The 25,207-nt window shown below is 62.0% G+C and carries 21 protein-coding genes; 15 read left to right on the plus strand and 6 right to left on the minus strand.

All coding sequences use genetic code 11. The features are described from left to right. Positions 1 to 218: 218 nt before the first annotated feature. Together OIM99_RS11730 and OIM99_RS11735 are read left to right on the plus strand one after the other, a co-directional pair. A complete protein-coding gene (locus OIM99_RS11730; protein WP_311850593.1) occupies positions 219 to 2,012 on the plus strand; it encodes an ABC transporter ATP-binding protein in 1,794 nt (597 codons plus the stop codon). A 162-nt stretch (positions 2,013 to 2,174) separates the two neighbouring features. After that, entirely contained in the window at positions 2,175 to 3,281 is a 1,107-nt protein-coding gene (locus tag OIM99_RS11735) for an anhydro-N-acetylmuramic acid kinase (RefSeq protein ID WP_311850594.1), read from the plus strand. Between the two features lie 55 nt (positions 3,282 to 3,336). Here the strand turns inward: OIM99_RS11735 and OIM99_RS11740 are convergent, their stop codons facing one another. Beyond that, complete coding sequence (locus tag OIM99_RS11740) at positions 3,337 to 4,032, minus strand: alpha/beta hydrolase (protein WP_311850595.1); 696 nt, start codon at positions 4,030 to 4,032, stop codon at positions 3,337 to 3,339. A 314-nt stretch (positions 4,033 to 4,346) separates the two neighbouring features. On the opposite strand from OIM99_RS11740, the gene OIM99_RS11745 reads away from it, so the two are divergent. The 8 genes from OIM99_RS11745 (at position 4,347) to OIM99_RS11780 (ending at position 11,788) form a co-directional block, all read left to right on the plus strand. Beyond that, positions 4,347 to 5,519, plus strand: coding sequence for a cysteine desulfurase family protein (locus tag OIM99_RS11745; RefSeq protein ID WP_311850596.1), 1,173 nt, complete (start codon positions 4,347 to 4,349; stop codon positions 5,517 to 5,519). A 70-nt stretch (positions 5,520 to 5,589) separates the two neighbouring features. Beyond that, the gene (gene sufB, locus OIM99_RS11750; protein ID WP_311850597.1) at positions 5,590 to 7,059 is read left to right on the plus strand and encodes a Fe-S cluster assembly protein SufB; all 1,470 of its coding nucleotides are present in this window, start codon (positions 5,590 to 5,592) and stop codon (positions 7,057 to 7,059) included. Between the two features lie 41 nt (positions 7,060 to 7,100). Then, complete coding sequence (sufC, locus tag OIM99_RS11755; RefSeq protein ID WP_311850598.1) at positions 7,101 to 7,850, plus strand: Fe-S cluster assembly ATPase SufC; 750 nt, start codon at positions 7,101 to 7,103, stop codon at positions 7,848 to 7,850. Positions 7,851 to 7,857: 7 nt separating this feature from the next. Next, the gene (gene sufD, locus OIM99_RS11760; protein ID WP_311850599.1) at positions 7,858 to 9,126 is read left to right on the plus strand and encodes a Fe-S cluster assembly protein SufD; all 1,269 of its coding nucleotides are present in this window, start codon (positions 7,858 to 7,860) and stop codon (positions 9,124 to 9,126) included. Next, positions 9,123 to 10,358, plus strand: coding sequence for a cysteine desulfurase (locus OIM99_RS11765; RefSeq protein ID WP_311850600.1), 1,236 nt, complete (start codon positions 9,123 to 9,125; stop codon positions 10,356 to 10,358). The genes sufD and OIM99_RS11765 overlap by 4 nt, the downstream gene beginning before the upstream one ends. Before the next feature lie 45 nt (positions 10,359 to 10,403). Beyond that, on the plus strand, positions 10,404 to 10,802 hold the full coding sequence (locus tag OIM99_RS11770; protein ID WP_311850601.1) for an SUF system Fe-S cluster assembly protein: 399 nt from the start codon (positions 10,404 to 10,406) through the stop codon (positions 10,800 to 10,802). Positions 10,803 to 10,919: 117 nt separating this feature from the next. Further along, complete coding sequence (gene sufA / locus OIM99_RS11775) at positions 10,920 to 11,303, plus strand: Fe-S cluster assembly scaffold SufA (protein WP_311850602.1); 384 nt, start codon at positions 10,920 to 10,922, stop codon at positions 11,301 to 11,303. Between the two features lie 65 nt (positions 11,304 to 11,368). Continuing rightward, positions 11,369 to 11,788 (plus strand): TfoX/Sxy family protein, encoded by a 420-nt coding sequence (locus OIM99_RS11780; RefSeq protein ID WP_311850603.1) that lies wholly within the window; start codon positions 11,369 to 11,371, stop codon positions 11,786 to 11,788. On the opposite strand, the gene OIM99_RS11785 is transcribed toward OIM99_RS11780, so the two are convergent. Then, on the minus strand, positions 11,785 to 12,672 hold the full coding sequence (locus OIM99_RS11785) for a LysR substrate-binding domain-containing protein (protein WP_311850604.1): 888 nt from the start codon (positions 12,670 to 12,672) through the stop codon (positions 11,785 to 11,787). The genes OIM99_RS11780 and OIM99_RS11785 overlap by 4 nt on opposite strands. Positions 12,673 to 12,815: 143 nt before the next feature. Here OIM99_RS11785 and OIM99_RS11790 point away from each other — a divergent pair, with 143 nt between their 5' ends. The 4 genes from OIM99_RS11790 to OIM99_RS11805 all read left to right on the plus strand — a co-directional run bounded on the left by OIM99_RS11790 (position 12,816) and on the right by OIM99_RS11805 (position 17,650). Continuing rightward, positions 12,816 to 13,316 (plus strand): heme-binding protein, encoded by a 501-nt coding sequence (locus OIM99_RS11790; RefSeq protein WP_311850605.1) that lies wholly within the window; start codon positions 12,816 to 12,818, stop codon positions 13,314 to 13,316. Between the two features lie 11 nt (positions 13,317 to 13,327). Beyond that, entirely contained in the window at positions 13,328 to 14,254 is a 927-nt protein-coding gene (locus OIM99_RS11795; RefSeq protein ID WP_311850606.1) for an ABC transporter substrate-binding protein, read from the plus strand. Between the two features lie 20 nt (positions 14,255 to 14,274). Next, a complete protein-coding gene (locus tag OIM99_RS11800; protein ID WP_311850607.1) occupies positions 14,275 to 15,315 on the plus strand; it encodes a hypothetical protein in 1,041 nt (346 codons plus the stop codon). Positions 15,316 to 15,484: 169 nt separating this feature from the next. Further along, positions 15,485 to 17,650, plus strand: coding sequence for a TonB-dependent receptor domain-containing protein (locus tag OIM99_RS11805; protein ID WP_311850608.1), 2,166 nt, complete (start codon positions 15,485 to 15,487; stop codon positions 17,648 to 17,650). Between the two features lie 36 nt (positions 17,651 to 17,686). Here the strand turns inward: OIM99_RS11805 and OIM99_RS11810 are convergent, their stop codons facing one another. The 3 genes from OIM99_RS11810 to OIM99_RS11820 form a co-directional block, all read right to left on the minus strand. After that, the gene (locus OIM99_RS11810; protein WP_311850609.1) at positions 17,687 to 18,091 is read right to left on the minus strand and encodes a hypothetical protein; all 405 of its coding nucleotides are present in this window, start codon (positions 18,089 to 18,091) and stop codon (positions 17,687 to 17,689) included. Positions 18,092 to 18,232: 141 nt separating this feature from the next. Further along, a complete protein-coding gene (locus OIM99_RS11815) occupies positions 18,233 to 19,846 on the minus strand; it encodes a DEAD/DEAH box helicase (protein WP_311850610.1) in 1,614 nt (537 codons plus the stop codon). Between the two features lie 276 nt (positions 19,847 to 20,122). After that, positions 20,123 to 20,446, minus strand: a complete 324-nt coding sequence (locus OIM99_RS11820; RefSeq protein WP_311850611.1) for a hypothetical protein — start codon at positions 20,444 to 20,446, stop codon at positions 20,123 to 20,125. 191 nt (positions 20,447 to 20,637) lie between these two features. On the opposite strand from OIM99_RS11820, the gene OIM99_RS11825 reads away from it, so the two are divergent. Then, positions 20,638 to 22,728, plus strand: a complete 2,091-nt coding sequence (locus OIM99_RS11825; protein ID WP_311850612.1) for a TonB-dependent receptor domain-containing protein — start codon at positions 20,638 to 20,640, stop codon at positions 22,726 to 22,728. 324 nt (positions 22,729 to 23,052) lie between these two features. Here OIM99_RS11825 and parE read toward each other — a convergent pair whose 3' ends face one another. Then, on the minus strand, positions 23,053 to 25,113 hold the full coding sequence (gene parE, locus OIM99_RS11830; protein ID WP_311850613.1) for a DNA topoisomerase IV subunit B: 2,061 nt from the start codon (positions 25,111 to 25,113) through the stop codon (positions 23,053 to 23,055). Between the last annotated feature and the right edge of the window lie 94 nt (positions 25,114 to 25,207).

Genomic DNA, 25,207 nt, shown 5'->3' on the forward strand with positions numbered 1-25,207 from the left:
CATCGGCAACCGCGCACATGCGCCTAGAGGAGAGATTGAATGACAAATTTTCTGAATCTCCTCGCTGGGATGCAGTCGACCATGGTCGTCTCGACCAACTAGGTCCCGCTTCTCGCCGTAGGGCCTTCGGGCCTCTCTCTTAAATTCCCAATTTTACGCCGCGCATATTTGCGTTGGCATTGCCATGGAGACGGCGCTTTGCGCGCCGCGTTGCCGTCATGACTCGTCAAGCCCGTCAAGCGGGTCGGAACCCTATTGCTGCGGTTCTTGCCTTCACATTTCGCCATTGGGCGAACCATCGTTTGCTGGTCGCCGCGATCGCTTTCGGCGTCGGCGTTGCGACACTGGCTGAAATCGCCATTCCGATTTTCGCCGGTCAGATGATCGACGCCATCACGGCTGGGCCGGAACAAGCCAATCTGGCTTGGCGGGCGCTGGCGGTGATGCTCGTCCTCGCCGCCTTCGGCGTCGTCTGCCGCCAGTTGTTCTTCACCGGCATCACCTATCTCACGACCGCGATCATGAGCCGGGTGGCGCAGGATGCTTTTGCGCGGCTGCAGCGCTTCTCGACCGATTGGCACGCCAATAACTTCGCCGGTTCCACCGTGCGTAAGATCACGCGTGGCATGTGGGCGCTCGACCTGCTGTTCGACACGCTGCTGGTGGCGATCCTGCCGTCGATCTTCGTGTTGATCGGTACGACGATCATCCTGGCGCATCAATGGCCCGTGCTTGGCCTTGTCGTCTTGGTCGGCTCGATCGGCTTCGTGGCGATGACGGTGGTGCTGTCGGTCTATTACGCGGCGCCCGCCGCGCGCCTGGCCAATCGCTGGGATACGCGCATGGGCGGTGCATTGGCCGATGCCATTACCTGCAACGGTGTCGTCAAAGCCTTCGGTGCGGAAGCGCGCGAGGACAGAAGGCTTGGCGGCGTCTTGTGGAAATGGCGCAAGCGCACCACGCGTGCCTGGTTGCGTGGCACCTGGTCGGGCACGGCGCAGCAGATCTTTCTGCTGGGACTGCGCGCGGCCGTGCTGGGTGGTGTGTTGCTGCTGTGGCTGCGTGGCGAAGCCAGCGCCGGCGATGTCGCGTTGGTGCTGACGAGCTACACGATCGTGCATGGCTATCTGCGCGATATCGGCCAGCACATCCACAACCTGCAACGATCCGTCAACGACATGGAGGAACTCGTCGCCTTCTATGACGAAGCTCCCGGTGTCGAGGACAGGCCCGGCGCGCGCGACATCGTGATCTCAGACGGAGCCATCGCGTTCGATCACGTCACCTTCCACTACGGTGGTCATGTGACGCCGCTCTATCGCGATTTCTCCATGAAGATCAAAGCCGGTGAACGGGTTGGCCTCGTCGGCCATTCCGGCTCGGGCAAGACGACCTTCGTCAAGCTCATCCAACGGCTTTACGATCTCAATGGAGGACAGATCACGATCGACGGGCAGGATATCGCCGCGGTGACGCAGACGAGCCTGCGCGCCAACATCGCCATCGTGCAGCAGGAGCCGATCCTGTTTCACCGCTCGCTCGCCGAGAACATCGGCTATGGCAGCCCGCAGGCAAGCCAGGCCGAGATCGAACGCGCGGCGAAGCTCGCCAACGCTCACGACTTCATCATGGCCCTGCCGAAAGGCTATGCCACTTTGGTGGGTGAGCGCGGCATCAAGCTGTCGGGTGGTGAGCGTCAGCGTGTGGCGCTGGCACGTGCCTTCCTGGCCGATGCGCCGATCTTGATTCTGGACGAGGCAACGGCAAGCCTCGATTCCGAATCCGAGCATCTGATCCAGGAGGCGATGGAGCGGTTGATGGCCGGTCGCACGACCATCATCATCGCCCACCGTCTCTCCACCGTGAAGGCGATGGACCGCATCCTCGTCTTCGAGCGGGGACGGATCATCGAGGAGGGCGATCACGCCACCCTCCTGCGCCGGCCCGATGGCGTCTATCGCGGCCTGTTCGAACTCCAGGCCGCCGGCCTGGAGGAGGGTCGGGCGGCATAGGACCAAGATGGAAGCGGGTGGCAGGCTAAGCTTGTCACCCGCTTTCTTTTCGTCGGCTTGACGGAAGGCGAGGCCGGACGTCTGATGGCCGGGCGATCCCGTTCGCGACCAATTTATTAAACAGCCTGCCAGATACTCCGCATCCTGTTGGTGGAGGATTTCATGACCTGGTTCAGAGCGATCGGCTTGATGTCGGGCACATCGATGGATGGTGTCGACGTTGCCTTCATCGAAACCGACGGCAAGGGCGATGTGCGCCAAGGGCCGCGTGCGTCATTCTCTTATAGCGATGACGAACGACGCACCCTGCGTGCCGCGCTCGATGAAGCGGTGCGGCTCACCGATCGCACGGCGCGTCCCGGCGTGCTGGCGCAGGCCCATGCCATCGTCACCGATCGCCATCGTTCCGCCGTCGTCGATTTTCTCAAGGCCAATGGTCTCGACAAAGGCCATGTCGATGTCGTCGGCTTTCACGGCCAGACCGTGCTGCATCGCCCCGAGCGTCACCTCACCGTGCAGATCGGCGATGGTGCGGCGCTTGCCGCTTCGCTCGGCATTCCGGTGGTCTGGGACATGCGGGCGGCTGATGTGGCCGCCGGCGGCCAGGGGGCGCCTCTAGTGCCGGCCTATCACCGCGCGCTCGCCGGCGCGGCCCATCTCGAATTTCCCGTTGCCGTGTTGAATGTCGGCGGTGTCGCCAACATCACCTTCTTGCCTGGTGACGGCGATCCCATCGCCTTCGATACGGGGCCTGGCAATGCGCTCCTCGACGATCTGATGCTGGAACGCACGGGCCAAGCGATGGATCGCGATGGCAAGACGGCCAGCGCCGGCAAGATCAATACGCAAGCGCTGATGCAACTCCTCGACAATCCCTATTTCAAGGCGCCACCGCCGAAGTCGGTGGACCGCAATGATTTCTCGCGTGCCGCCGTTGCCGATCTATCGACGCCGGATGCGGCCGCGACACTGGTGGCTTTTACCGCGCAGACGGTGGCGGACTCTTTCGCCCTGCTGCCGCAGCGCCCGCGCCGTGTCATCGTCAGCGGAGGCGGCGCGCGCAATCCGGTGTTGCTCGACATGTTGCAGGAGCGTTGCGGCTGCGAAGTCGCGACGGCCGACGACATGGGCTGGAGCGCCGACGCGATGGAAGCGCAGGCCTTCGCTTATTTGGCGGTGCGTTCGCTCAACGGCCTTCCGCTGACCTTCCCCGGCACGACGGGGGTCGCTACGCCATTGACGGGCGGCGTGCTGTCGCGCCCAGCTTAAGAAAGCATCGCTGCATAAAAAGAAACCCGGTTCGATGCGAACCGGGTTTTATTTTTTAAGCGCTCGGGGCCGGGCCTTTCAGCGCCCGCGTCGGTGTCGGGCGCTTGGTCGGATTGTCGAGGCGCTTGTCGAGATAGGTGCCGACTTCGGCGATCAGCGGGTCGACGCAATTTTCGAAGAAGTGGTTGGCTCCCGGAATGACCGCATGCTCGATGAGAATGCCCTTTTGGGTCTTCAGCTTCTCGATCAGCGCCATCACCTCCTTCAGCGGCGCCACCCGGTCCTGATCGCCATGGACGAACAGGCCTGACGATGGGCAGGGCGCGAGGAAGGAATAGTCGAAACGATTAGCCGGCGGCGCGATCGAAATGAAGCCTTCGATCTCCGGACGGCGCATCAGGAGCTGCATGCCGATCCATGAGCCGAAGGAGACGCCGGCGATCCAGCAGGCGCGGGCTTCCGGATTGATCGACTGCGCCCAGTCGAGGGCGGCCGCCGCATCCGACAGCTCACCCTGGCCATGGTCGAAATTGCCCTGGCTACGACCGACACCGCGGAAGTTGAACCGCAGCACCGAGAAGCCGCGCTCGGCGAACGTATAATAGAGGTTGTAGACGATCTGATTGTTCATCGTCCCGCCGAACTGCGGGTGCGGATGCAGAATCACCGCGATAGGGGCGCCGCGTTGCTTGGACGGGTGGAACCGTCCCTCAAGCCGTCCAGCCGGACCGGTGAAAATGACTTCAGGCATCGTCGCTCCAACTCTGCGCCGGTCGCGGGGGCCGCTCCCGCCTGTCCGGCTGAAAATCCTGCGAAACCGGGCCGTTTCCTTGACTTGGACGCCGCAACGCATCAAAATAGTGTTAGAAAAGTTCTAAACTACAACCTGATCCGTGCGATACACGTATTAGGCGAGGCGTCGGTGGTGCAAGTCAGGTTGAACCTCCGGTTTAACCTGGGCGCTTCTAGCATGCCCGGTGGTTCGGAATGCAAGTATTAATACGAGATATAGGGTGGCTGACGGCGTAAAGAAGCCGACGACCGCCTATTTAGGGCCCGAACCGCATGTCCTTGTTGCGTAGCTATATGGACTACAACGCCACCGCGCCGCTGAGCGCGCCGGCGCGGCAGGCCATGCTCGCGGCGCTCGATCTGCCGGGCAATGCTTCCTCCGTGCACAGTGAGGGCCGGGCCGCCCGTGCGCTCATCGAAAGGGCGCGGGGTGAGGTCGCGGCTTTGGTCGGCGTTCCGTCGGCTCAGGTGACCTTCACCGCCGGCGGCACGGAAGCCGCCAATACGGTGCTGACGCCCCATGTGTCGCTGCGTGGCGATTCGCGCCCCTTCGACTGGCTGCTGGTTGCGGCCGGCGAACACCCCTGTGTCTTGCAGGGCCATCGTTTCCCGGCGGATCGCGTGCGCCTCGTGCCGCTGACCGCCGACGGCGTGCTTGATCTCACCGCTTTGGAGCGCGAGCTCGACAGTCTCGGTGAAGCCCGCGCCATGCTGGCGCTGCAAGCGGCCAATAATGAAACGGGCGTCCTGCAACCGGTGCGCGAAGCCACGCAACTGATGCAAGCCCATAACGGCATTTTGGTCTGCGATGCCGTCCAGGCGGCCGGTCGCATCGATATTTCGGCCGATGCCTTGGGTGCGGACATTATATTTGCCTCGGCACACAAGCTTGGCGGCCCAAAGGGCGTCGGAATGCTTGCCTTTGCCGCCGCTTCCACCCATATCAGCCCTGCAATGGTGCGAGGCGGCGGTCAGGAGCGCGGTCTTCGTGCCGGCACGGAAAATATCGCAGCGATTGCCGGCTTCGGTGCTGCTGTTGTATCAGCCCTGGCGGATCGCGATGCGCAGATGGCGAGCTTTCGCCAATGGCGCGATCGGCTCGAATCCGGGCTGACCGCGATGTTTCCGGACCTGGTGGTATTCGGCGCTGCCGCGCCGCGCCTTGGGAACACCAGCGCATTCGCTTTGGCGGATGCGCCGGCCGAAACTCTCCTGATCGCCTTGGATCTGGAAGGTTTCGCGGTGTCGTCGGGCTCGGCCTGTTCGTCGGGCAAGGTGCAGCCCTCGCACGTGCTTGCGGCGATGGGTGTCACGGGGGATCTGGCCAAGGGCGCGCTGCGCGTGAGCCTGGGGCCGGGCAATACGATCGACGATGTCGACCGCTTCGTTGCGGCGTTCGGCAAAGTCGCCAACGGAATACGCGCCCGCCGCAAGCGGGCGGCATAAGTGCACCGGGCGACCGGTGATGACGTGTCCTACCAGCGGTCCTTGAAACCGCCCACGGTGGAGAAGTGAAATGGCAGCCGTCCTCGAGACTCTCGAAACGGTGAAGTCTGTCGATGTTGATGCCTATAAGTATGGCTTCGTCACCGACATCGAATCCGACAAGGCCCCCAAAGGCCTGAACGAAGATATCGTCCGCTTCATTTCAGCGAAGAAGAACGAGCCCGCTTGGCTGACCGAGTGGCGGCTCGATGCCTATCGCCGTTGGCTCACCATGACCGAGCCGAAATGGGCGCGCGTCGATTATCCCAAGATCGACTATCAAGACCTCTATTATTATTCGGCGCCGAAGACCCATGCCGGCCCGAAGTCATTGGATGAGGTCGATCCCGAGCTGCTCAAGACTTATGAGAAGCTCGGCATCCCGCTGCGCGAGCGCGAAATTCTGGCGGGCGTGCAGGGCGCCAAGGTGGCCGTCGACGCGGTGTTCGACAGCGTTTCCGTCGCCACCACGTTCCGCGAGGAACTGTCCAAGGCCGGCGTCATCTTCTGCCCGATCTCGGAAGCGGTGCACAGCCATCCGGAACTGGTGCAGAAATATCTCGGCTCCGTCGTTCCGGTGACCGACAATTACTTCGCCACGCTCAACAGCGCCGTCTTCTCTGATGGCTCCTTCGTCTACATTCCGCCGGGCGTCCGCTGCCCGATGGAGCTGTCGACCTATTTCCGCATCAACGAACAGAACACCGGCCAGTTCGAACGCACCTTGATCATCGCCGACAAGGGCTCTTACGTCAGCTATCTGGAAGGCTGCACGGCGCCCAAGCGCGACGAGAACCAGCTCCATGCCGCCGTGGTCGAATTGATCGCGCTCGACGATGCCGAGATCAAATATTCGACGGTGCAGAACTGGTATCCGGGCGACAGCCAGGGCCGGGGTGGCATCTACAACTTCGTCACCAAGCGCGGCGACTGCCGGGGCGATCGCTCGAAGATTTCCTGGACGCAGGTTGAGACCGGTTCGGCGATCACCTGGAAATATCCGTCCTGCATCCTGCGCGGTGACCATTCGCGTGGCGAGTTCTATTCGATCGCCATTTCCAACGGTCGCCAGCAGGTCGATAGCGGTACCAAGATGCTGCATCTCGGCCGCAACACGACGAGCCGTATCATCTCCAAGGGCATTTCCGCCGGCCGTTCCAGCAACACCTATCGTGGCCAGGTCTTCGCTCATCGCAAGGCCGACGGCGCCCGCAACTTCACCAATTGCGACTCGCTTCTGATCGGCAATGCCTGCGGCGCCCACACCGTGCCTTATATCGAGTCGCGCAACTCCGGCGCCGTCTTCGAACATGAAGCCACCACCTCGAAGATTTCCGAGGATCAATTGTTCTACTGCATGCAGCGCGGGCTCAGCGCCGAAGAGGCGACGGCCCTGATCGTCAACGGTTTCGTCCGCGACGTGCTGCAGCAATTGCCGATGGAATTCGCCGTCGAAGCGCAAAAACTCATCGCCGTCAGTCTTGAAGGCAGCGTGGGCTGATCGCCCCGGCCTTTAACGGCACGATCGAATGGAATTGGATGATGCTTGAGATCAGAAACCTCCACGCCGAAATCGACGGCAAGAAGATATTGAACGGCCTGACGCTGACCGTAAAGGACGGCGAAGTGGCGGCGATCATGGGGCCGAACGGTTCCGGCAAATCGACCTTGTCTTACGTCGTTGCTGGCCGCAGCGACTATACGGTGACCGCTGGCGAAGTGTTCCTCAACGGCGAGAACATCCTCGAACTGCCGCCGCATGAGCGCGCGGCGCGCGGCCTGTTCTTGGCGTTCCAGTATCCGGTCGAAATTCCCGGAGTCACCACGCACGTGTTCCTGCGCACGGCTTTGAATGCGCAGCGCAAGGCACGCGGTGAAGCCGAGTTGAAGACGGCAGAATTCATGAAGCTGATGCGCGCCGCCGCCGACAAACTGTCGGTGACCCAGGAAATGCTGCGCCGTCCGCTCAACGTCGGCTTTTCGGGCGGCGAGAAGAAGCGCCTCGAAATCCTGCAGATGACTTTGCTCGCGCCGAAGTTCGGTATTCTCGACGAAACCGACTCCGGTCTCGACATCGATGCTCTGCGCGTCGTCTCTGACGGCGTCAACGATTTGCGCGCGCCCGATCGTGGCTTCCTCGTCATCACCCACTATCAGCGCCTGCTCGATCACATCAAGCCGGACACGGTGCATGTCATGGCGCAAGGTCGCATCATCAAGACGGGTGGGCCGGAACTGGCGCTCGAATTGGAGAAGAACGGCTACCGCGACTTCGTCGCCGACGCGGCGTGAGGTTGTCATGGCTGTGCAACTGCAGACAGTAAGGACGCCGGCCGAGGAAGCCATTCTCGCACGCCTCGCCGAAGGCGGCCGTCGCCATACGCAGACCCGTGAGAAAGCGGTCGCGCGGCTGCGTGCCAATGGTCTGCCGAACCGCCGGGTCGAAGCCTGGCACTATACCGATCTGCGCACCTTGATGCGTGACGCGCCGCCGCCGTTCGAAGCCTTCACCGACGATCTCGTCGCTCAGGCGATGGGCCAGTCCGCGGCTTTGTCGCTGAAGGATGCGGCGCATGTTCTGTTCGTCAATGGCCGCTTCGTGCGCCACGCCGGTGCATTGGAAGTGGTTGATGCCGACACGGGCGATCAGGCCGCCGCCGGCGATGCCTATGGCGACGACGGTGCGGTAGCTCTGCATCGCGCCTTTGCCGGCCGCACCACGACGCTGCGCGTGCCGCCGTCCCATCGCAGCATCGTTCATCTCGATTTCCGCGAGATCGGTACGGACGCTTTCTCGACCTTTCCGCATCTGGTGATCGAAGTGGTCGAGGGCGCCGATGTGCTGATCCTAGAAACCCATCGTGGTCCCAACGAGATCGGCTATCAGACCCATGCGTTGATCGAATTCCACGTCGCATCGTCGGCGAAGGTCGAGCACGTGCGCGTCAATGAAGCGGGCAACAAGGCGCTGAGCCTGTCGACGCTGGGTGTCGACCTCGCCGCCCGCGCGGCTTTCCAGTCGTTCTCGCTGTCGTTGGGCGCCAATGTAGCACGCCATCAGATTTTCCTGCGCAGTCTTGGCGAACATGCCAAGATCGGTCTTGCCGGCGCCAGCCTGTTGCGCGGACGCCAGCATGCCGACACGACGCTGGTGGTCGATCACACCGCGCCGCGCTGCCAGAGCCGCGAATTCTATCGCTACATCGTCGACGACATGGCGACCGGCGTCTTCCAGGGCAAGATCGTCGTTGCGCCCAATGCGCAGAAGACCGACGGCGGCATGAAATCGCAAACCATCCTGCTGTCCGATACGGCGGCGATGAACAACAAGCCGGAACTGGAAATCTTCGCCGACGACGTGATCTGCGGCCATGGCGCCACCTGCGGCTCCTTGAACGAGAACCAGCTCTTCTATGCCCACGCCCGCGGCATTCCGCCGGCCGAGGCCGAGGCGTTGCTGCTCGAAGCTTTCGCGGGCGAGGCCGTTGACCGCGTCGGCGACGAACAGATTCGTGAACAGCTCATGGATAAGGTGCGCGACTGGCTCGCGCAGCGCGTGAAATCATGAATACGCGGGTTCAGCCTTACGACGTCATGAAAGTGCGGCAGGATTTTCCCATCCTGAACGAAAAGCCCTATGGCAAGCCGCTTGTCTATCTCGACAATGGCGCCTCGGCCCAGAAGCCGCGTCAAGTGCTCGACCGTATGACGCATGCCTATGAGCATGAATATGCCAATGTGCATCGCGGCCTGCATTACCTCGCCAATGCGGCGACGGAGGCTTATGAGACGGCGCGCGAACGTGTTCGTGCCTTCCTCAATGCCGGCTCGACCGAGGAAATCATCTTCGCGCGCGGTGCTACGGAGGCGCTGAACCTCGTCGCCAGCTCTTTCGGCCAGGCCCATATCGGCCCGGGCGATGAGATCGTCCTGTCGATCATGGAGCACCACTCCAACATCGTGCCCTGGCATTTCCATCGCGAGCGCAATGGCGCCGTGCTGAAATGGGTAGGGATCGATGACGACGGCAATTTCCCGCTCGACGAATTCGAGAAGGCGCTGACGCCGCGCACCAAGATCGTGGCGCTCACCCATATGTCGAACGTGCTCGGCACCATCGTGCCGATCAAAAAGGTGGTCGAGATCGCCCATGCGCGCGGCATTCCCGTGCTCGTCGATGGTTCGCAGGGCGCCGTTCACCTGAATGTCGATGTGCGCGACCTCGATGTCGATTTCTACATCGTCACCGGCCACAAGCTGTATGGCCCGACCGGCATCGGCGCGCTCTATGGCAAGCGCAAATGGCTCGAAACCCTGCCGCCGTTCGAAGGCGGCGGCGAGATGATCGAGACGGTGACCATGGACACGGTCACCTATAACGAGCCGCCGCATCGCTTCGAGCCCGGCACGCCGCCGATTGTCCAGGCGATTGGGCTCGGCGCCGCGCTCGATTACATGGATACGCTCGGCCGCGATGCCATCCGCGCCCATGAGGATGCTTTGCGCGACTATGCGCTGGAGCGCCTGTCGCGCATCAATTCGCTGCGCATTTTCGGCAAGGCCCGGGACCGGGGCGCCATCATTTCCTTCGAGATGAAGGGCGCCCATGCCCATGACGTCGCCACGGTGATCGACCGGGCAGGGGTCGCGGTGCGCGCCGGCACCCATTGCGCCATGCCGCTTCTGAGCCGCTATGGCGTGACCTCCACTTGCCGTGCCTCATTTGGCCTGTACAACACCATGGACGAAGTCGACGCTTTGGCTGAAGCGCTGTTGAAGGCGCAGTCCCTGTTTTCGTAGCGGGGCTTGTTTTGTAACAAGTCTCGTTTTGTAGAAGGTAGTCCGATGACCAATACCTTGCCCGCCCAGAAGCAGGACGGCGAAGAGCAGCCGAACCGGCCGGATCTGACGCTCGATCCCGGCATTCCGCCCGAGGAGCTGGAACGGCTCACCGAGGATATCGTCGCGGCCCTGAAAACCGTGTTCGACCCGGAAATCCCAGTCGACATCTATGAACTCGGCCTCATCTACAAGGTCGCCGTCGGCGAGAACCGCGCGGTCGACATCGAAATGACCCTGACGGCCCCCGGCTGCCCGGTGGCGGGCGAGATGCCGAAATGGGTCGAGGACGCGGTTTCGGCGGTGAACGGCGTGTCTGGCGTCAACGTCAGCATGGTTTTCGAGCCGGCTTGGGACCAGAGCCGCATGTCGGACGAGGCGAAAGTCGCTCTCGATATGTGGTGATAGGGCAGTTTGGAACGATGAAAGGTCAAAATCATAGGCCCTGACATCGTCCCAATGGCTCCCTATATTGTTGAGGGAGATTCTTTCCCCGGGCCTTGAACCCGGTCGGAGGATAAGATGGCGAATGTGACTGCGGCCGCCAGGCCGAGACCCAAGGTGATGACATTGACGGACGCCGCCGCCGAGCGCGTTCGCGAGATCATGACCCAGGCTGAAACGCCGGTGGCCGCTTTGCGCGTCGGCGTCAAGAACGGCGGCTGCGCCGGCATGTCCTACACGATGGACTGGACCAACGAGATCGGCCGCTTCGACGAAGTGGTCGAAGCCAAGGGCGTCAAGGTCATCGTCGATCCCAAGGCGGTGCTGTTCCTGCTCGGCACCGAAATGGATTTCAAGGTCGACAAGCTGTCGTCCGGCTTCGTCTTCAACAATCCCAACCAGACCTCCGCCTGCGGCTGCGGCGAGAGCGTCGCCTTGACCCCCGCCAAGCTCGAAGATTGAGGCAAATCACGTTTCGATAGAAACGTGATTTGTTGAGGCTCAGGCCCAACCGAGAAAACGCTGCAATGCCTGATCGGACGGAACTCGAAGACCTGTTCCGTCCCTTTGGCCCGGTCGCCATCAAGCGCATGTTCGGCGGCCACGGCATCTATGCGGATGGCCTGATGTTCGCGTTGGAAGCCGACGGCGAGGTCTATCTCAAGGTCGATGCCGAAAGCCTGCCGCGTTTCGAGGCGGAGAAGCTGCGGCCCTTTGCTTACGAAACCAAGCACGGCCAGAAGCACTCGATGTCCTATCATCTGTTGCCGGCGGCGGCTTATGACGATGATGACGTCTTGAAGCTTTGGGCCAGGCTCGCTCTCGATGCCGCCCATCGGGCCGCGAGCGCCAAGGCAGGCAAGAAGGCACCCACCAAAAAAGCCCCCGCCAAGAAGGCGGTTTCCAAGAAAGCACCCGCCAAGAAAGCCTCGCCGAAGAAGCGCTAGCGGCGCTTGCGCTTGAAAGCGGCGCACAGATCGTGCGCCAGCGGCGACAGCGCGACATTGCGGCGGGACAAGATGCCGATCGTCCGGGATATGCGTGGACGACTGAGCGGCAGGATGGCGACGGCAGGATCGTTGAGCGCATCGACGGCGCTGCGCGGCATGATCGTCAGACCGAGCCCTTCGCGCACCAGCCGGAAGGCGGTGAGGGTGTGTTGCACCTCATAGGCCCAGTTCGGCGTCTCGCTGCGGTTGCCGAGCGCCTGGTCGACGATGAAGCGATTGGCCGTCTGCGGATTGACGCGAATGAGCTTCTCCTTGACGAGATCGCCCCAGGTGATCTGCCGGCGCTTGGCGAAAGCATGATCGGCCGGACAGACCGCCACATAGTCCTCACTGAACAGGGTTTCGGTCACCAGATCGTGGTTGCCGGCGGCGACGATGGTCAGGCCGAATTCGACGCTGCCGCTGGCGACCAGAGCGCCGATCTCGCTGGCTGAGGTATCGACGACGCTGACGGTGACGTCGGTATGCTTGGCGTCAAAAATCCTCAGCGCCTGCGGCAGCAGATCCATGGCGATCGTCGGCAGGCAGGCCAGGGTCAGTTTCTGCCGCTTGGCGACGGCCTGCGTCCGGACGCGCTCGAGTTCGGCGTCCATGCCCGCGAGCATGCTCTTGATCTTGGGCAGAAGCGCCGTGCCGTCGTCCGTCAGCACGACATCGCGATGCGAGCGCCGGAACAACTGCACGCCCAGGCTGCCCTCAAGCTTCTTCACCCGGTGGCTGATCGCCGTCTGCGAGAGATTGAGATGTTCGGCCGCGCGCGTGAAGGAGGCGAGTTCCGCCACGCCGACAAAGGCTTCCAGGCCAAGAAGATCGATTTTCATGGGCGGTTCCAGGAGCATTCCTGGGATGCTCTCAAGCATGAAAATAATTCATTCACTGCTTAAAATAAACCATTTGATTCATGTTGTTGCGACACCGATTGTGCCTCCGATTTCAATCCAGCCAGACTATTGCGGGAGGCCTGATGCGCGGCATCACCATGGACCAGTCGCTGTCCATCATTTTGAACACCTTCAAGAAAGCCGAAGAGATGGAAGCCTATGCGCTGGCGGCCATCGTGCTCGACGCCGGCGGACGGGTGAAGGCTTTCCTGAAACAGGATGGTGCGTCGCTGATGCGTTTCGAGATCGCGCGCGGCAAGGCTTTCGGCGCTCTGGCACTCAATCGCTCGTCGCGCATGGTGTTGCAGAAGTCGCGCGAAAAGCCGCCCTTCATGGACACGTTGCGCGATCTCGCTGACGGGCCGATCTTTCTGGAAGCGGGCGGTCAGTTGATCCGCGACGAGTTCGGCGAAGTCATCGGCGCCATCGGTGTCACCGGCGATGTCAATGAAGTCGACGATATCTGCGCTATTGCCGGCATCCGCGCCGCAGGCCTGAAGTCGGACGAAGATTTCTCGGAAGCCGAGGCCAAGCGCCTCAACATCAAGTCTGGCCCAAAACTCGTCGATCCACGGCAGCGGTGAGGAGAATGGCCTTGGACCGTTTGGTCGTCAGCACGTTTCCGAATGCCAAGGCGCTCCCGCTCTGGGCTGGCGTGGAGCAGGGGATATTCGCGGCCAGAGGGCTCGATCTTATCGTACATGAAACCGGCAGCTCGCGCGAACAACGTGAGCTTCTGGCGAAGGGTGAGATCGACGTGGTGCAGGCGGCGATCGACAATGCGCTCGCGATGATCAGGGCTGGCCACGACGTCATCATTCTGATGGGTGGCGAAGGCGGCATGAACGATTTCATCGTCCGCAAGGACATTCGTTCCCCACGTGATCTGAAGGGACGCATCCTGGCCGTCGACTCGCCCGACACGGCTTATGCTCTATTGTTGCGCAAGGTGCTGACCGCCCATGGCCTGCAGAAGGACAAGGACTATCAGCTGCGCGCCGTTGGCAATGGCGCCAAACGCCTGCGTGCCCTGGCCGCCGATCCGCGGCTTGCCGGCGCTATCCTCAATCCACCGTTCTCGGCGGAAGCCATCCTGGCCGGCTTCCATAGTCTCGGCCGTCTGGATGAACTCGTCGGCCCTTATCAGGCGGGCGGTGCCTTTGCGCTGCGTTCTTTCGCGCAAAAGTCGGGGCCGCTCATCGAACGCTATATTCAGGGCTATGTCGCGGCACTCGATTGGTTGCGCGTGCCGGACCATGCACTGACGGCGCAGCGTTTGCTGCGCGAGCGGCTCGCCATCGCCGATGATGTCGCCGAAGCCACTTATCGGCAGGTGATCGATCCAATCTTCGGTTTCTCCCCGCAAGCACGGCTCAATTGGGCTGGCTTTCGCGCCATGCTGGATGTGCGGGCCGCGACGGAAGGGCGCGACACTCGGCTCGAAAAGACCGACGCCTATGTCGACGAAACTTACTACCAGCGCGCCTTGGCGCAGATGACCAACGAGACGAGCGTGCAATAGCGCGCCAGGGGAGAACGCATATGTTTGGGAACCGAAGATTATTCGGCGCTATTGCCATTCTGTTTGCGGCCATCGCCGTACAGCCGGCTTTCGCGCAATCGGCGGCGGAGAAATTCTTCACCGGCCGCCAGCTCGATTTCATCGTCGGCTCGCGCGCCGGCGGTGGCTATGCCATTTACGCCAGCCTGCTCAGCCGCTACTTCGGCAAATATCTGCCCGGCAAACCTAATGTGGTGGCGCGCAACATGGATGGCGCCGGCAGTTTGATTGCCGCCAATTATCTTTACACGAAGGCGCCGAAGGACGGCTCCACCTTCGGTGCCTTGTTCATGGGCGCGGTCATGGACCCGCTGATCGGCGAAGAAGCGCAGGCGCGTTTCGATCCACGCAAATTCAGCTTCATCGGCAGCGCCAATAAGGAGACGAGCATTTGCGTCGCCTGGCATACGGCCGACGTGAAGACGTTCGAGGATATGTTTAGCAAGGAACTGATCATCGGCACGTCAGGCATCACCTCGTCGATCCGCCAATATCCGACCGTGCTCAACAATGTGCTGGGCACCAAGTTTAAGCTCATCACCGGCTATCCTGGTTCGCAGGATGCGGCGCTGGCGATGGAGCGGGGCGAGACACAGGGGCTTTGCGGCATCCAGTGGTCGAGCTTCATCACCAACTATCCGAGTTGGTTGGAAAAGGATCAGGTTCGCATCCTGGCGCAATTGTCGTCGCCCGATGGCGATCCGGAGTTGAATCGTCGCGGCGTGCCTAACATGTGGACGTTCGTGAAGAACGATGCCGACCGGCGCGTGCTTTCGGTCATCTTCAGCCAGTTGGAATTCGGTCGCCCCTATGTGCTGCCGCCGGGCGTGCCGGCCGATCTCATCGCTGCTTACCGTGTGGCATTTGATGCAACCGTGCAGGACCAGGAGTTCCTGGCCGAGGCCAAGAAGCTTCAGCTCGATATTGATGCGGTCTCAGGCGAGCGCGTGCAGAAACTGGTCGAGGACATTTACGCGACGCCGAAGGCGGATATCGAGAAAGCAAAAGCGGCGCTGCGCTGAAAGGTGCTATCTCGGTTCAGTCGAAAAGGGGCCTGTCGGGCCCCTTTTTTGTGCCCCCCAAGCGTCCTGAACCATTGACTCCATAATAGTGTAAAAACTGTAATTTGATGCATTGACACTTAAATGTAGCTAAGGCTACAGATCGGAGGACGAGCAAAAGGAGAAATGTGTGAGGGGCGTGGCGCTGGATCGTGTTCGTGCGAAGGGTTTTTCGCGTTTTCATCGCAGTTTCAGGCCGCAGAAGGCCCTGCTGATTTCCACTTTGATGAGCCCGGTGATGGTGCCCGAGAGCGCGGCGCAGGAGATGCTGCTGCCCGAAATCGTCATCGAAGCCGGACGGCTTTCCTCTCGCGAAGCCTCGGAAGGCAACGGGCAGGGCCGGCAAACGGTCATCGATCGGGCCTTCGTGCCAGTGACCGTGGTCAGCCAGGATGAAGTCGAGCGCAGCGCCGGGCGCACCCTCGGCGATCAACTGCAATATCAACCGGGCATCACCACATCAGGCTTCGCGCCGGGCAGCGCGTCGCGGCCGATCATTCGCGGCTTGGACACCTATCGCGTTCGCATTCAGGAAAATGGCGTCGGTGTGCAGGATGCTTCCGACCTCGGCGAGGACCATGCGGTCCCCATCGACCCGATGGCGGCCCAGCAGATCGAGGTCATTCGCGGTCCAGCCTCATTGCGCTTTGGCTCCGGCGCGATCGGCGGTGTCGTCAGCGCCGTCAATAATCGCATTCCCTCGCCCTCGACGCCGGAAGGCGTTTCCGGCCAGACCCGTTTGGGCGTCACCTCGGTCGATCGCGGCATCGAGGCTGGTCAAAGCGTCACCATGCGGCAGGGGCAATATGCCGTCCATTACGACGGCTTCGCGCGCCGCACGCAGGACTACCAGACGCCCTTAGGCACGCAATACAACAGCTTCACCAACACCCACGGCTTCTCGCTTGGGGGCTCCTATTTCTTCGACAATGGCTTTGTCGGTGCCAATGTCAGCCGCACCAAAAGTCTCTATGGCATTCCGGGATTGTCATCCTTGGTCGATCGCTCGCGCATCGACATGGAACAGACGAAATTCTCGCTGCGTGGCGAAGTGCGGCCGCAAGACTCGATCGTCGAGGCCATCCGTTTCTGGGCTGGTGGCTCGCTCTACAGCCATGACGAAAATGGCCTGCGACCGTTCGGCGGCTTCGGCACCAATCTGACGTTCCGCAATCGCGAGATCGAGACACGGACTGAAGTGTTGTTCCAGCCCTTGCAGACGGCGCTTGGCGAACTGTCGATCGCCACCGGCGTGCAAGCCGGCATGCAGGAGGTCTCCGCCACCGGCGATGCGGCGCTGCTCGCGCCGTCGACGACGAAATCGCTCGCCGCCTATGCGTTTGGCACGTTGACGGTGACATCGTCGACGCGCCTGCAACTGGCCGGCCGCATGGAGCATGTCTCCATTCGCGGCACGGCCGCGACTTTCCCTGGTGATTATCTCGGCGCCTCTGGCGCCCCCAGCGAATATGGCATCGCCAAACAGTTCACGCCGATGAGTGTGAGCTTTGGCATTCTGCAGGATCTGCCCTGGGATTTCGTCGCCTCCGCCACCGCGACTTACGCGCAGCGCGCGCCGCGCATCAACGAGCTCGCCTCCAAGGGCGCGCATGATGCGCCCGGCACGTTCGACATCGGCAATCCGAATTTGACCAAGGAGATCGGGCAGACGATCGAGGTCGGGTTGCGCCGCGCGGTCGGTCCTCTTCGCTTCGACGCGTCGTTCTATCAGACCTCCTTCAAGGGCTTCATCTACAAGCGGCTCACCGGCAACAGCTGTGTCGATACATTCTCGACCTGCGTGCCGGGCATCATTCCAGGCGACCTGAAGCAGATCGCCTACGGCCAGCAGGATGCGACTTTCCGTGGCTTTGAAGTGAAGGCGCAATATGATGTCGGCGAACTTGGCTCGGGCCTGTGGGGCGTCGAAGGTCAGTATGATGTTTTACGCGCGCGTTTCGCCAACGGCGCCGCGGTGCCGCGCATTCCGCCGCAGCGCCTTGGCGGCGGCATCTTCTGGCGCTCGGAGACCTGGTTCGCGCGGACGAATTTCATTCGCGCTTTCGCGCAAAACGCCATCGCCGCCAATGAAACGCCGACGCCCGGCTACAATCTCCTCAATGCCGAATTGACCTATCGCTACAAGCCGCAATCGACATGGCTGCGCGAGATAACTTTGGGGTTGGTCGGCAGCAATCTTCTGAATGTGCAGATGCGCAATCACGTCTCGTTCCGCAAGGACGAAGTGTTGATGCCGGGACGCAGCGTCCGCGCGTTCCTGACCGCAAGCTTCTAGACCCTGGACAGGCGGCCGATGAATGCGGTCGCCTGATCAGTCGTTGGCGCCGACTTCCGTGAACAGGAAGCCTGTCGGTGTCTTCGTGAAGACGAAGATCTGCTCGCCGCAGAAGATGAAATAATTGTCGTTGTTGAGCTGGTCGCGATCGTAGACGGCTTTGCCGCGTTGCAGGCAGGCGCGGTTCTTGGATGTGAAGGTCGCCGGATAGGCCTTGGCACGGAAATGCGCCATATCCCGGCTATCCTCGAACGGCAGGCGGGTCATGCCGCCGACGGCGGCGGAGTCATTGGCTTTCAAGGCCGCGCGAAACTTCGCGATGAAGCCATTGAACTCCTGCTGCAAGGCAGGGGAGGCGACAGCTTTCTTGGGCGCCTGGGCGAAGGCCGGTGCAAGCTGTGTCAGAGCCGCCGCAAACACGATCGTCGATAAGAGTTTCATGGCTCAACCCCTTTCAGCCCAGCGCCAGTCGGAGGGCTTGGGCGCGTATCATTGATGGGAGCGGGGCAGGCGATCTGTGCGCGATGGCACATAATAAAAAGGGGCCCAGCGGGCCCCTTCGTTGACTGCGTATCTTGCTGCTTACTCTTCGGCGGTCGCCGGAGCCGCGGCCTGCGCTTGCGGCCGGGCCGGGCGCCGCACGGGGCGTAGCAGGAACGAGGGAACGTGATCGCCGAGGCCGACGAAGGACGGACCGAGATCATCGTCACGGCGCGGGCGCCGCTCGGAGCGTTCGTGGTTGCGCTTTTCAGCGTGCTGGGCCGAGCGTTCAACCGGACGTTCATCGCGACGCTCCTCGCGTGCTGGCTGTTCGCGACGCGGTCCGCGCTCGCCCCGGCCATTGCGGCGTCCGTCTTCGCGCTGCCGGCGCGGCGCTGCCTCGGCGGCAGCTTCGTTCGTCTGAACGGTCTCGACCTGTTCGCCGTTCTCAGTGCGGGCTTCGCGGCGCGGCCGCTCGCTGCGTTCGCCACGACGGCGGTCACGGCCTTCGCCGCGACCTTCGCCACGGCCACGGCCGCGTTCACGGCCGCGACGTGGACGTTCGTCATCGAGGGGGGCTTCGCCAAGCTCGTCGAGCTTCGGACCGATCCAGTTCAGGTCCATTTTGATGAGCTTGCGGATGTCGTCGATATATTTGTCGTCGGAATTGGTGACGATCGAGATCGCCGTGCCCGACTTGCCGGCGCGGCCGGTGCGGCCGATGCGGTGGACGTAATCGTCGGGATGCATCGGCACGTCGAAGTTGAACACATGGCTCACGTCGGGAATGTCGAGACCGCGCGCTGCCACGTCGGAGCAGACGAGCAGGCTGACGTCGCCGCGCTTGAAGGCATCGAGCGAGGCCATGCGTGCCGGCTGATCCATGTCGCCATGCAGGGCGCCGGCCGAGAAGCCGTGCTTGGTGAGGGATTTGTGCAGGATCGCCACGTCGCGCTTGCGGTTGGCGAAGATGATGGCGTTCTTGAAGTTCTCGGCGCCGCGCAGCAACTGCCGCAGCGTTTCGCGCTTGGCGCCGCCGCCATGAGAAGCGACCAGCCCTTGGGTGATCGTCGCGGCGGTGGTGCCGACCCGTGCCACTTCGATGCGCACGGGGTTTTGCAGGAATTGTTCGGTGAGCCGGGTGATTTCCGGCGGCATGGTGGCGGAGAAGAACAACGTCTGCCGCGTGAAGGGCACCAGCTTGCAGATCTTCTCGATGTCGGGAATGAAGCCCATGTCGAGCATGCGATCGGCTTCGTCGATGACGAGGATTTCGATGCCGGTCAGCAGCAGCTTGCCGCGTTCATGGAAATCGAGGAGCCGGCCTGGCGTAGCGATCAGCACGTCGGCGCCGCGCATGATTTTGGCTTCCTGATCGCCGAAGGAAACGCCGCCGATGAGCAGGGCGACGTTCAATTTGTGGTTGGCGCCGTATTTGACGAAGCTTTCCTCGACTTGAGCCGCCAATTCGCGGGTCGGTTCGAGGATGAGGGTGCGCGGCATGCGCGCCCGGGCGCGGCCCGATTCCAACCGGCTCAGCATCGGGAGCGTGAAGGCGGCGGTCTTGCCGGTGCCGGTCTGGGCGATACCCAGAATGTCACGGCCAGCGAGGGCTTGCGGGATGGCTTTGGCCTGGATCGGCGTGGGCTCTGTGTAACCGGCGGCTTCGACCGCCGCGAGGACCTTTTCGGTAAGTCCGGTATCTTTGAATGTCATTGGTAATAAGGGCCTATTGGTGCTTGTCGGCCGAAACTGTCAAGGTCACGTGCGATGTCCATCAGACGGGCTGTGTCCATATGAGGATCGGGCGCAGTATGGCGCGATTCGATCCCGGAGGCCGGCATAGAGCGCGTTCTGATAGGATTTATTTCGCCGCACTCGTTGCGGCGGAACCGGCGGAGGGCACGCGCGGGCTTCTCTACGCTCGCCCCTCACATAGGGAATTTTACTGGGATGTCAATGTGCAATTTAGGCAAGCGCTTGACTTGCCAGTTATTGCGGCATTCCCGCCGACGGATCGGTGACCACATTCTTGAAACGCGGCTGTTCTTCCGGCCGGGCGATCGATCCCGTAGGGGTCATGTCGATTCGCATCGCCCGTGGCGAGGCCCAAGGTCCTTCGCTCGCGCCGTCGCGCGTCGCGATCCGTGGTGAGGGCGTTGCGGGAACCGCGAGGGAGCCGCCGGAGCCGGCTTCAGCAAAATGCTGGGTCGCCTGATCCAGATAAAGGGTCATGCCCGTGGCAACGACGGCGACGGCGGCAGCCGAGGCCATCAGCGTGCGGCGGAACGATGTGAGACGCGCTTCCTCTGCCATGGCGAATCCGGGCTCATGAGAACAGAGCCTTTGTGGCCGGTTAAGGTAAACGTCGCGTTCACGCTGCCGATCGGCGCGCCCGTTCACACCTCAAGCCACATCCTCAAGCTATGTATGAAGTTACGGAGTTGACTTCATACGTGTCGCAAGTATGAACAATTCAACAATAGCGAATACCTGGAGGAATTTACGTGTCGGGGCTGCGTATTGTTTGTTTGGTGGCGGGGGCCACCGTTTCTACCGTTACCGCGCAGGCTCAACAGCCGGCCGAGATTCCTCTTCCCACCATCGAAGTCATTGCTGAGAACGCGGGCGGACGCGCCGGCGCAGGCGTCGCCGGCGGCGGCGCTTTCGAACAGCCGACGGCCTCGAGCGAGCGCACTTTCACCGCCGAAACCTTGCAGGCACGTCCCATTTCTCGGCCCGGCGAAATCCTCGAAGCCGCCCCTGGTCTGATCGTCACCCAGCATTCGGGCGAGGGTAAAGCCAACCAATATTTCCTGCGCGGCTTCAATCTCGACCATGGCACCGACGTCGCCATCACGGTCGACGGCATGCCCGCCAATATGCGCACCCATGGCCACGGCCAGGGTTATGCCGACACGAACTTCATCATTCCTGAACTGGTCGGGCTGATGCAGGTGCGCAAGGGGCCCTTCTTCGCCCAGGAGGGTGACTTCTCCTCCGCCGGCGCCGTGCATCTCACCTATATCGACAAGGTCGACAAAACGCTGATCCAGAAAACGATCGGCAGCTTTGGCTATTTCCGCGCCTTGGGCATCACTTCGACCAAGGTCGGGCAGGGCAATCTGCTCGTTGCCGCCGATGCCAATATCTACAACGGCCCCTGGGTGGTGCCCGACCGGCTCCGCAAGTTCAACGGCGTCATCCGCTACAGCCAGGGCGACGAGAGCAACGGCTTTTCCGTCACCGGCATGGCCTATTCCAACCGCTGGAACTCCACCGATCAGATCCCCGAGCGAGCGGTGGCGCAGGGCCTGATCGGCCGCTTTGGCACGCTTGATCCGACCGACGGCGGCAATGCCAGCCGGCTGTCGCTGTCGGGACGTTGGAGCCGTTCGGACGCTTATAGCGACACCCGCATCAACGCCTATGTCATTCGCTCAAATCTGAATCTCTACAATAACTTCACCTACTTTCTCGATGACCCTGTAAACGGGGATCAATTCCGTCAATTCGATCGCCGTACGGTGACCGGCTTCAATGCCAGCCACACGTTCAAATCGACCATCGCTGGCCTGCCGATGGAGAATGAACTCGGCATCCAGGGCCGGCTCGATCAGATCAACGTCGGGCTCGAAAACACCATCCAGCGCGTCACCACCAATGTGGTTCGGCATGACGCTGTGCGTGAAGGCAGCATCGCCTTCTACGGTGAGAACCGGGTTCGCTGGACCGATTGGCTGCGCACCTCCATCGGTCTGCGCGGCGATCTTTATGACGCCCGCGTCCGCTCCGACACGCTGGTCAATTCCGGCCATGTGCGTGACGGCATCGTCAGCCCGAAGTTCGGTCTCGTGCTGGGGCCTTGGGCGAAGACCGAGTTCTTCTTCAACGCCGGTCGCGGCTTCCACAGCAATGACGCGCGCGGGTCCACCATCACGGTCGATCCAGCCGACAAGGTGACGCCGGTGGCGCGCACGCCGCTTCTGGTGCGCGCCAATGGGGTGGAGATCGGCCTGCGCACCCGGCTGATCGAGGGGCTCGATTCTTCCGTCAGCCTGTTCGGTCTCGACTATGCCTCGGAAAACCTCTTCGTTGGCGATGCCGGCACCACGGAGGCGAGCCGGCCGAGCCGGCGCTACGGCGTCGAGTTCACCAACCGCTACAAGTACAGTTCCTGGCTGTCGTTCGACTTCGACTTCACCTGGTCCCATGCCCGGTTCCGCAACTACGATCCGGTCGGCCCCTATATCCCTGGCGCGCCGGGGATCATTGCTGCGGCGGGCGTCAACTTCGGTGAGGAGAAGGGCTGGTTCGGTGGTTTGCGTCTGCGCTATTTCGGCCCGCGTCCGCTGATCGAGGACAATTCCGTGGCGTCGCGTCCGACCACGCTGGTCAATGCCCGCGTCGGCTATCGCTTCGACAACGGTATTTCCGTGCAGCTCGACGCCTTCAATCTGTTCAACGCCAAGGCGAGTCAGATCGACTACTATTATACGTCGCGTCTGCCCGGCGAGCCTGCCGACGGCATCGGCGACCGGCATTTCCATCCGGTCGAACCGCTGGCGGTGCGCCTGACCATCGCGGGGCAGTTTTAGTTCGGGCTCCCTATCATTACGTCAGTTGAATTTGCCGCGGCCTTCGTGTCATCCCGGACACGCGCAGCGTGATCCGGGAACCAGGGGCGCGTGACGAAATTTGGTTGCGAACGCCGTTTCACCGCACCGGTTGCAGGTTCTTTACCGCTCGCCCCTGGTTCCCGGATCGCGCCGTTGGCGCGTCCGGGATGACACCTAGACTTTCTCCTGATTTCCAAAATTCGATTCCACGTCAGCCACTTCGACGGACAAGCGGAATCAAATTCTAAACCGCTTGAATCACTCTCTCAGCAAAATCGCGTTTCTCACGAAACGCGATTTGCTTTAAATGTCGAGCGCATCCGTCGAAGCGAACTCGGCCCGTTCCGTGATGAAGGTGAAGCGCGCTTCCGGCTTGTTGCCCATCAGGCGCTCGACCGACTGCGAAGTCTCGTCCTTTTCTTCCGGCTGCACCATCACCTTCAGCAGCATGCGCTTCTTCGGGTCCATGGTGGTTTCCTTGAGCTGCGCCGGCAGCATTTCGCCGAGACCTTTGAAGCGGCTGACCTCGATCTTGCCCTTGCCGGTGAAGAAGCTCTTGGTCAGCTCTTCGCGGTGCTTGTCGTTGCGGGCATAGGTGGTCTTGGCGCCTTGCGTCAGCTTGTAGAGCGGCGGCACCGCCAAGAAGAGGTGGCCGCTCTCGATCAGCTTCGGCATCTGCCGCCAGAAGAAAGTGATCAGCAGCGAGGCGATGTGGGCGCCGTCGACGTCGGCGTCGGTCATCACGATCACTTTGCCGTAGCGCAAATCGGTGTGCTTGTAGTGGGTACCGGTGCCGCAGCCCAGCGCCTGCACGAGATCGGCGAGCTGCTGGTTTTGCGACAGCTTGTCCTTCGTCGCCGAGGCGACGTTGAGGATCTTGCCGCGCAGGGGCAGGATTGCCTGGCTGGCGCGATCGCGCGCCTGTTTCGCCGAGCCACCGGCCGAGTCACCTTCGACGATGAACAGTTCGGTATTGTCGAGCGACGTGTTGGAACAATCGGCCAGTTTGCCCGGCAGGCGCAGTTTGCGCACGGCGGTTTTGCGGGCGACGTCCTTTTCGGCGCGTCGGCGCAAGCGATCCTCGGAACGCTCCACCGCCCAATCGAGCAGCTTGAGCGCTTGGGTCGGCGCGGCTGCCAGCCAATGGTCGAACGCATCGCGCACCACGCCTTCGACGAGGCGCGAAGCCTCGGTCGTCATCAGGCGGCTCTTGTTCTGGCCTTGGAATTCCGGTTCGCGGATGAAGACCGAGATCAAAGCGGCGGCCGTGTTCATCACGTCGTCGGCGGTGACGTTGGCAGCACGCTTAGACTGGCCGATACGCTCCGCATGGTCTTTCAATGCGCGCAGCAAAGCGGTGCGCAGGCCGGCTTCATGGGTGCCGCCGTCTGGTGTCGGGATGGTGTTACAATAGGAATGGACGAAGCCGTCTTCGGCCGCCATCCAGGCCACCGCCCATTCGACCGAACCGTGACCGCCGGGCTTTTCCACCTTGCCGGTGAAGACCTGGTCGGAGACGAGTTCCTTGCCCTCGATGTCGGAGGCGAGATAGTCGCGCAGGCCGCCGGGGAAGTGGAAGGTCGCCTCGGCTGGGACGGTCGAGTCGTCCTTCAGGAGCGACGGCGCACAGTGCCAGCGGATTTCCACGCCGCCAAACAGATAGGCCTTCGAACGGGTCATCCGGAACAGGCGGGCGGGACGGAAATGTGCCGCCTTTCCAAAGATCTGCGCGTCGGGCTTGAATCGAATTCTCGTGCCGCGCCGGTTGTTGGTCGGCCCGACATTGACCAGCTTCGTCACCGCATGGCCGCGTTCGAACGACTGGGTGTAGAGCTGCTTGTTCTTTGCCACCTCGACGTCGAGCCGCTCGGAGAGCGCATTGACCACCGAGACGCCGACGCCGTGCAGGCCGCCTGACGTCTGGTAGGCACCGCTGTCGAACTTACCGCCGGCATGCAGGGTGGTCATGATGACCTCCAGCGCCGACTTCTTCGGGAACTTCGGATGCGGATCGACCGGGATGCCGCGGCCGTTGTCGGTCACGCTGATCCAGTCGTCCTCTTCCACCGTGACATCGATCCAGGTGGCGTGGCCGGCGACGGCCTCGTCCATACAGTTGTCGATTACCTCGGCGAACAGATGGTGCAGGGCGGTCTCGTCGGTGCCGCCGATATACATGCCGGGCCGGCGACGGACCGGTTCGAGCCCTTCGAGAACCTCGATCGAGGAGGCGTTGTAGTCCGCTTCGCCGGGAGTGCCGTTATTGCGGGGTTTTTCGGGTGGGGGTGCCTTCGGCGTCTTCGCCACAGGTTTTTCTGCCTTAATCTTACGTGCCGCGTTTCCGAACAGATCGCCGCCTGCCATGTGCTGTACCTGAGCTTCGCAATGTCCGATTCGATTGCCGTCAATATAAGCCACCGCAAGCCATTGCGAGTGAACAAAACAAAAACAAATGGCC

Origin of the sequence: Methylocella sp. CPCC 101449 (assembly GCF_031921685.1) — a bacterium.
Classification (GTDB): domain Bacteria; phylum Pseudomonadota; class Alphaproteobacteria; order Rhizobiales; family Beijerinckiaceae; genus Terripilifer.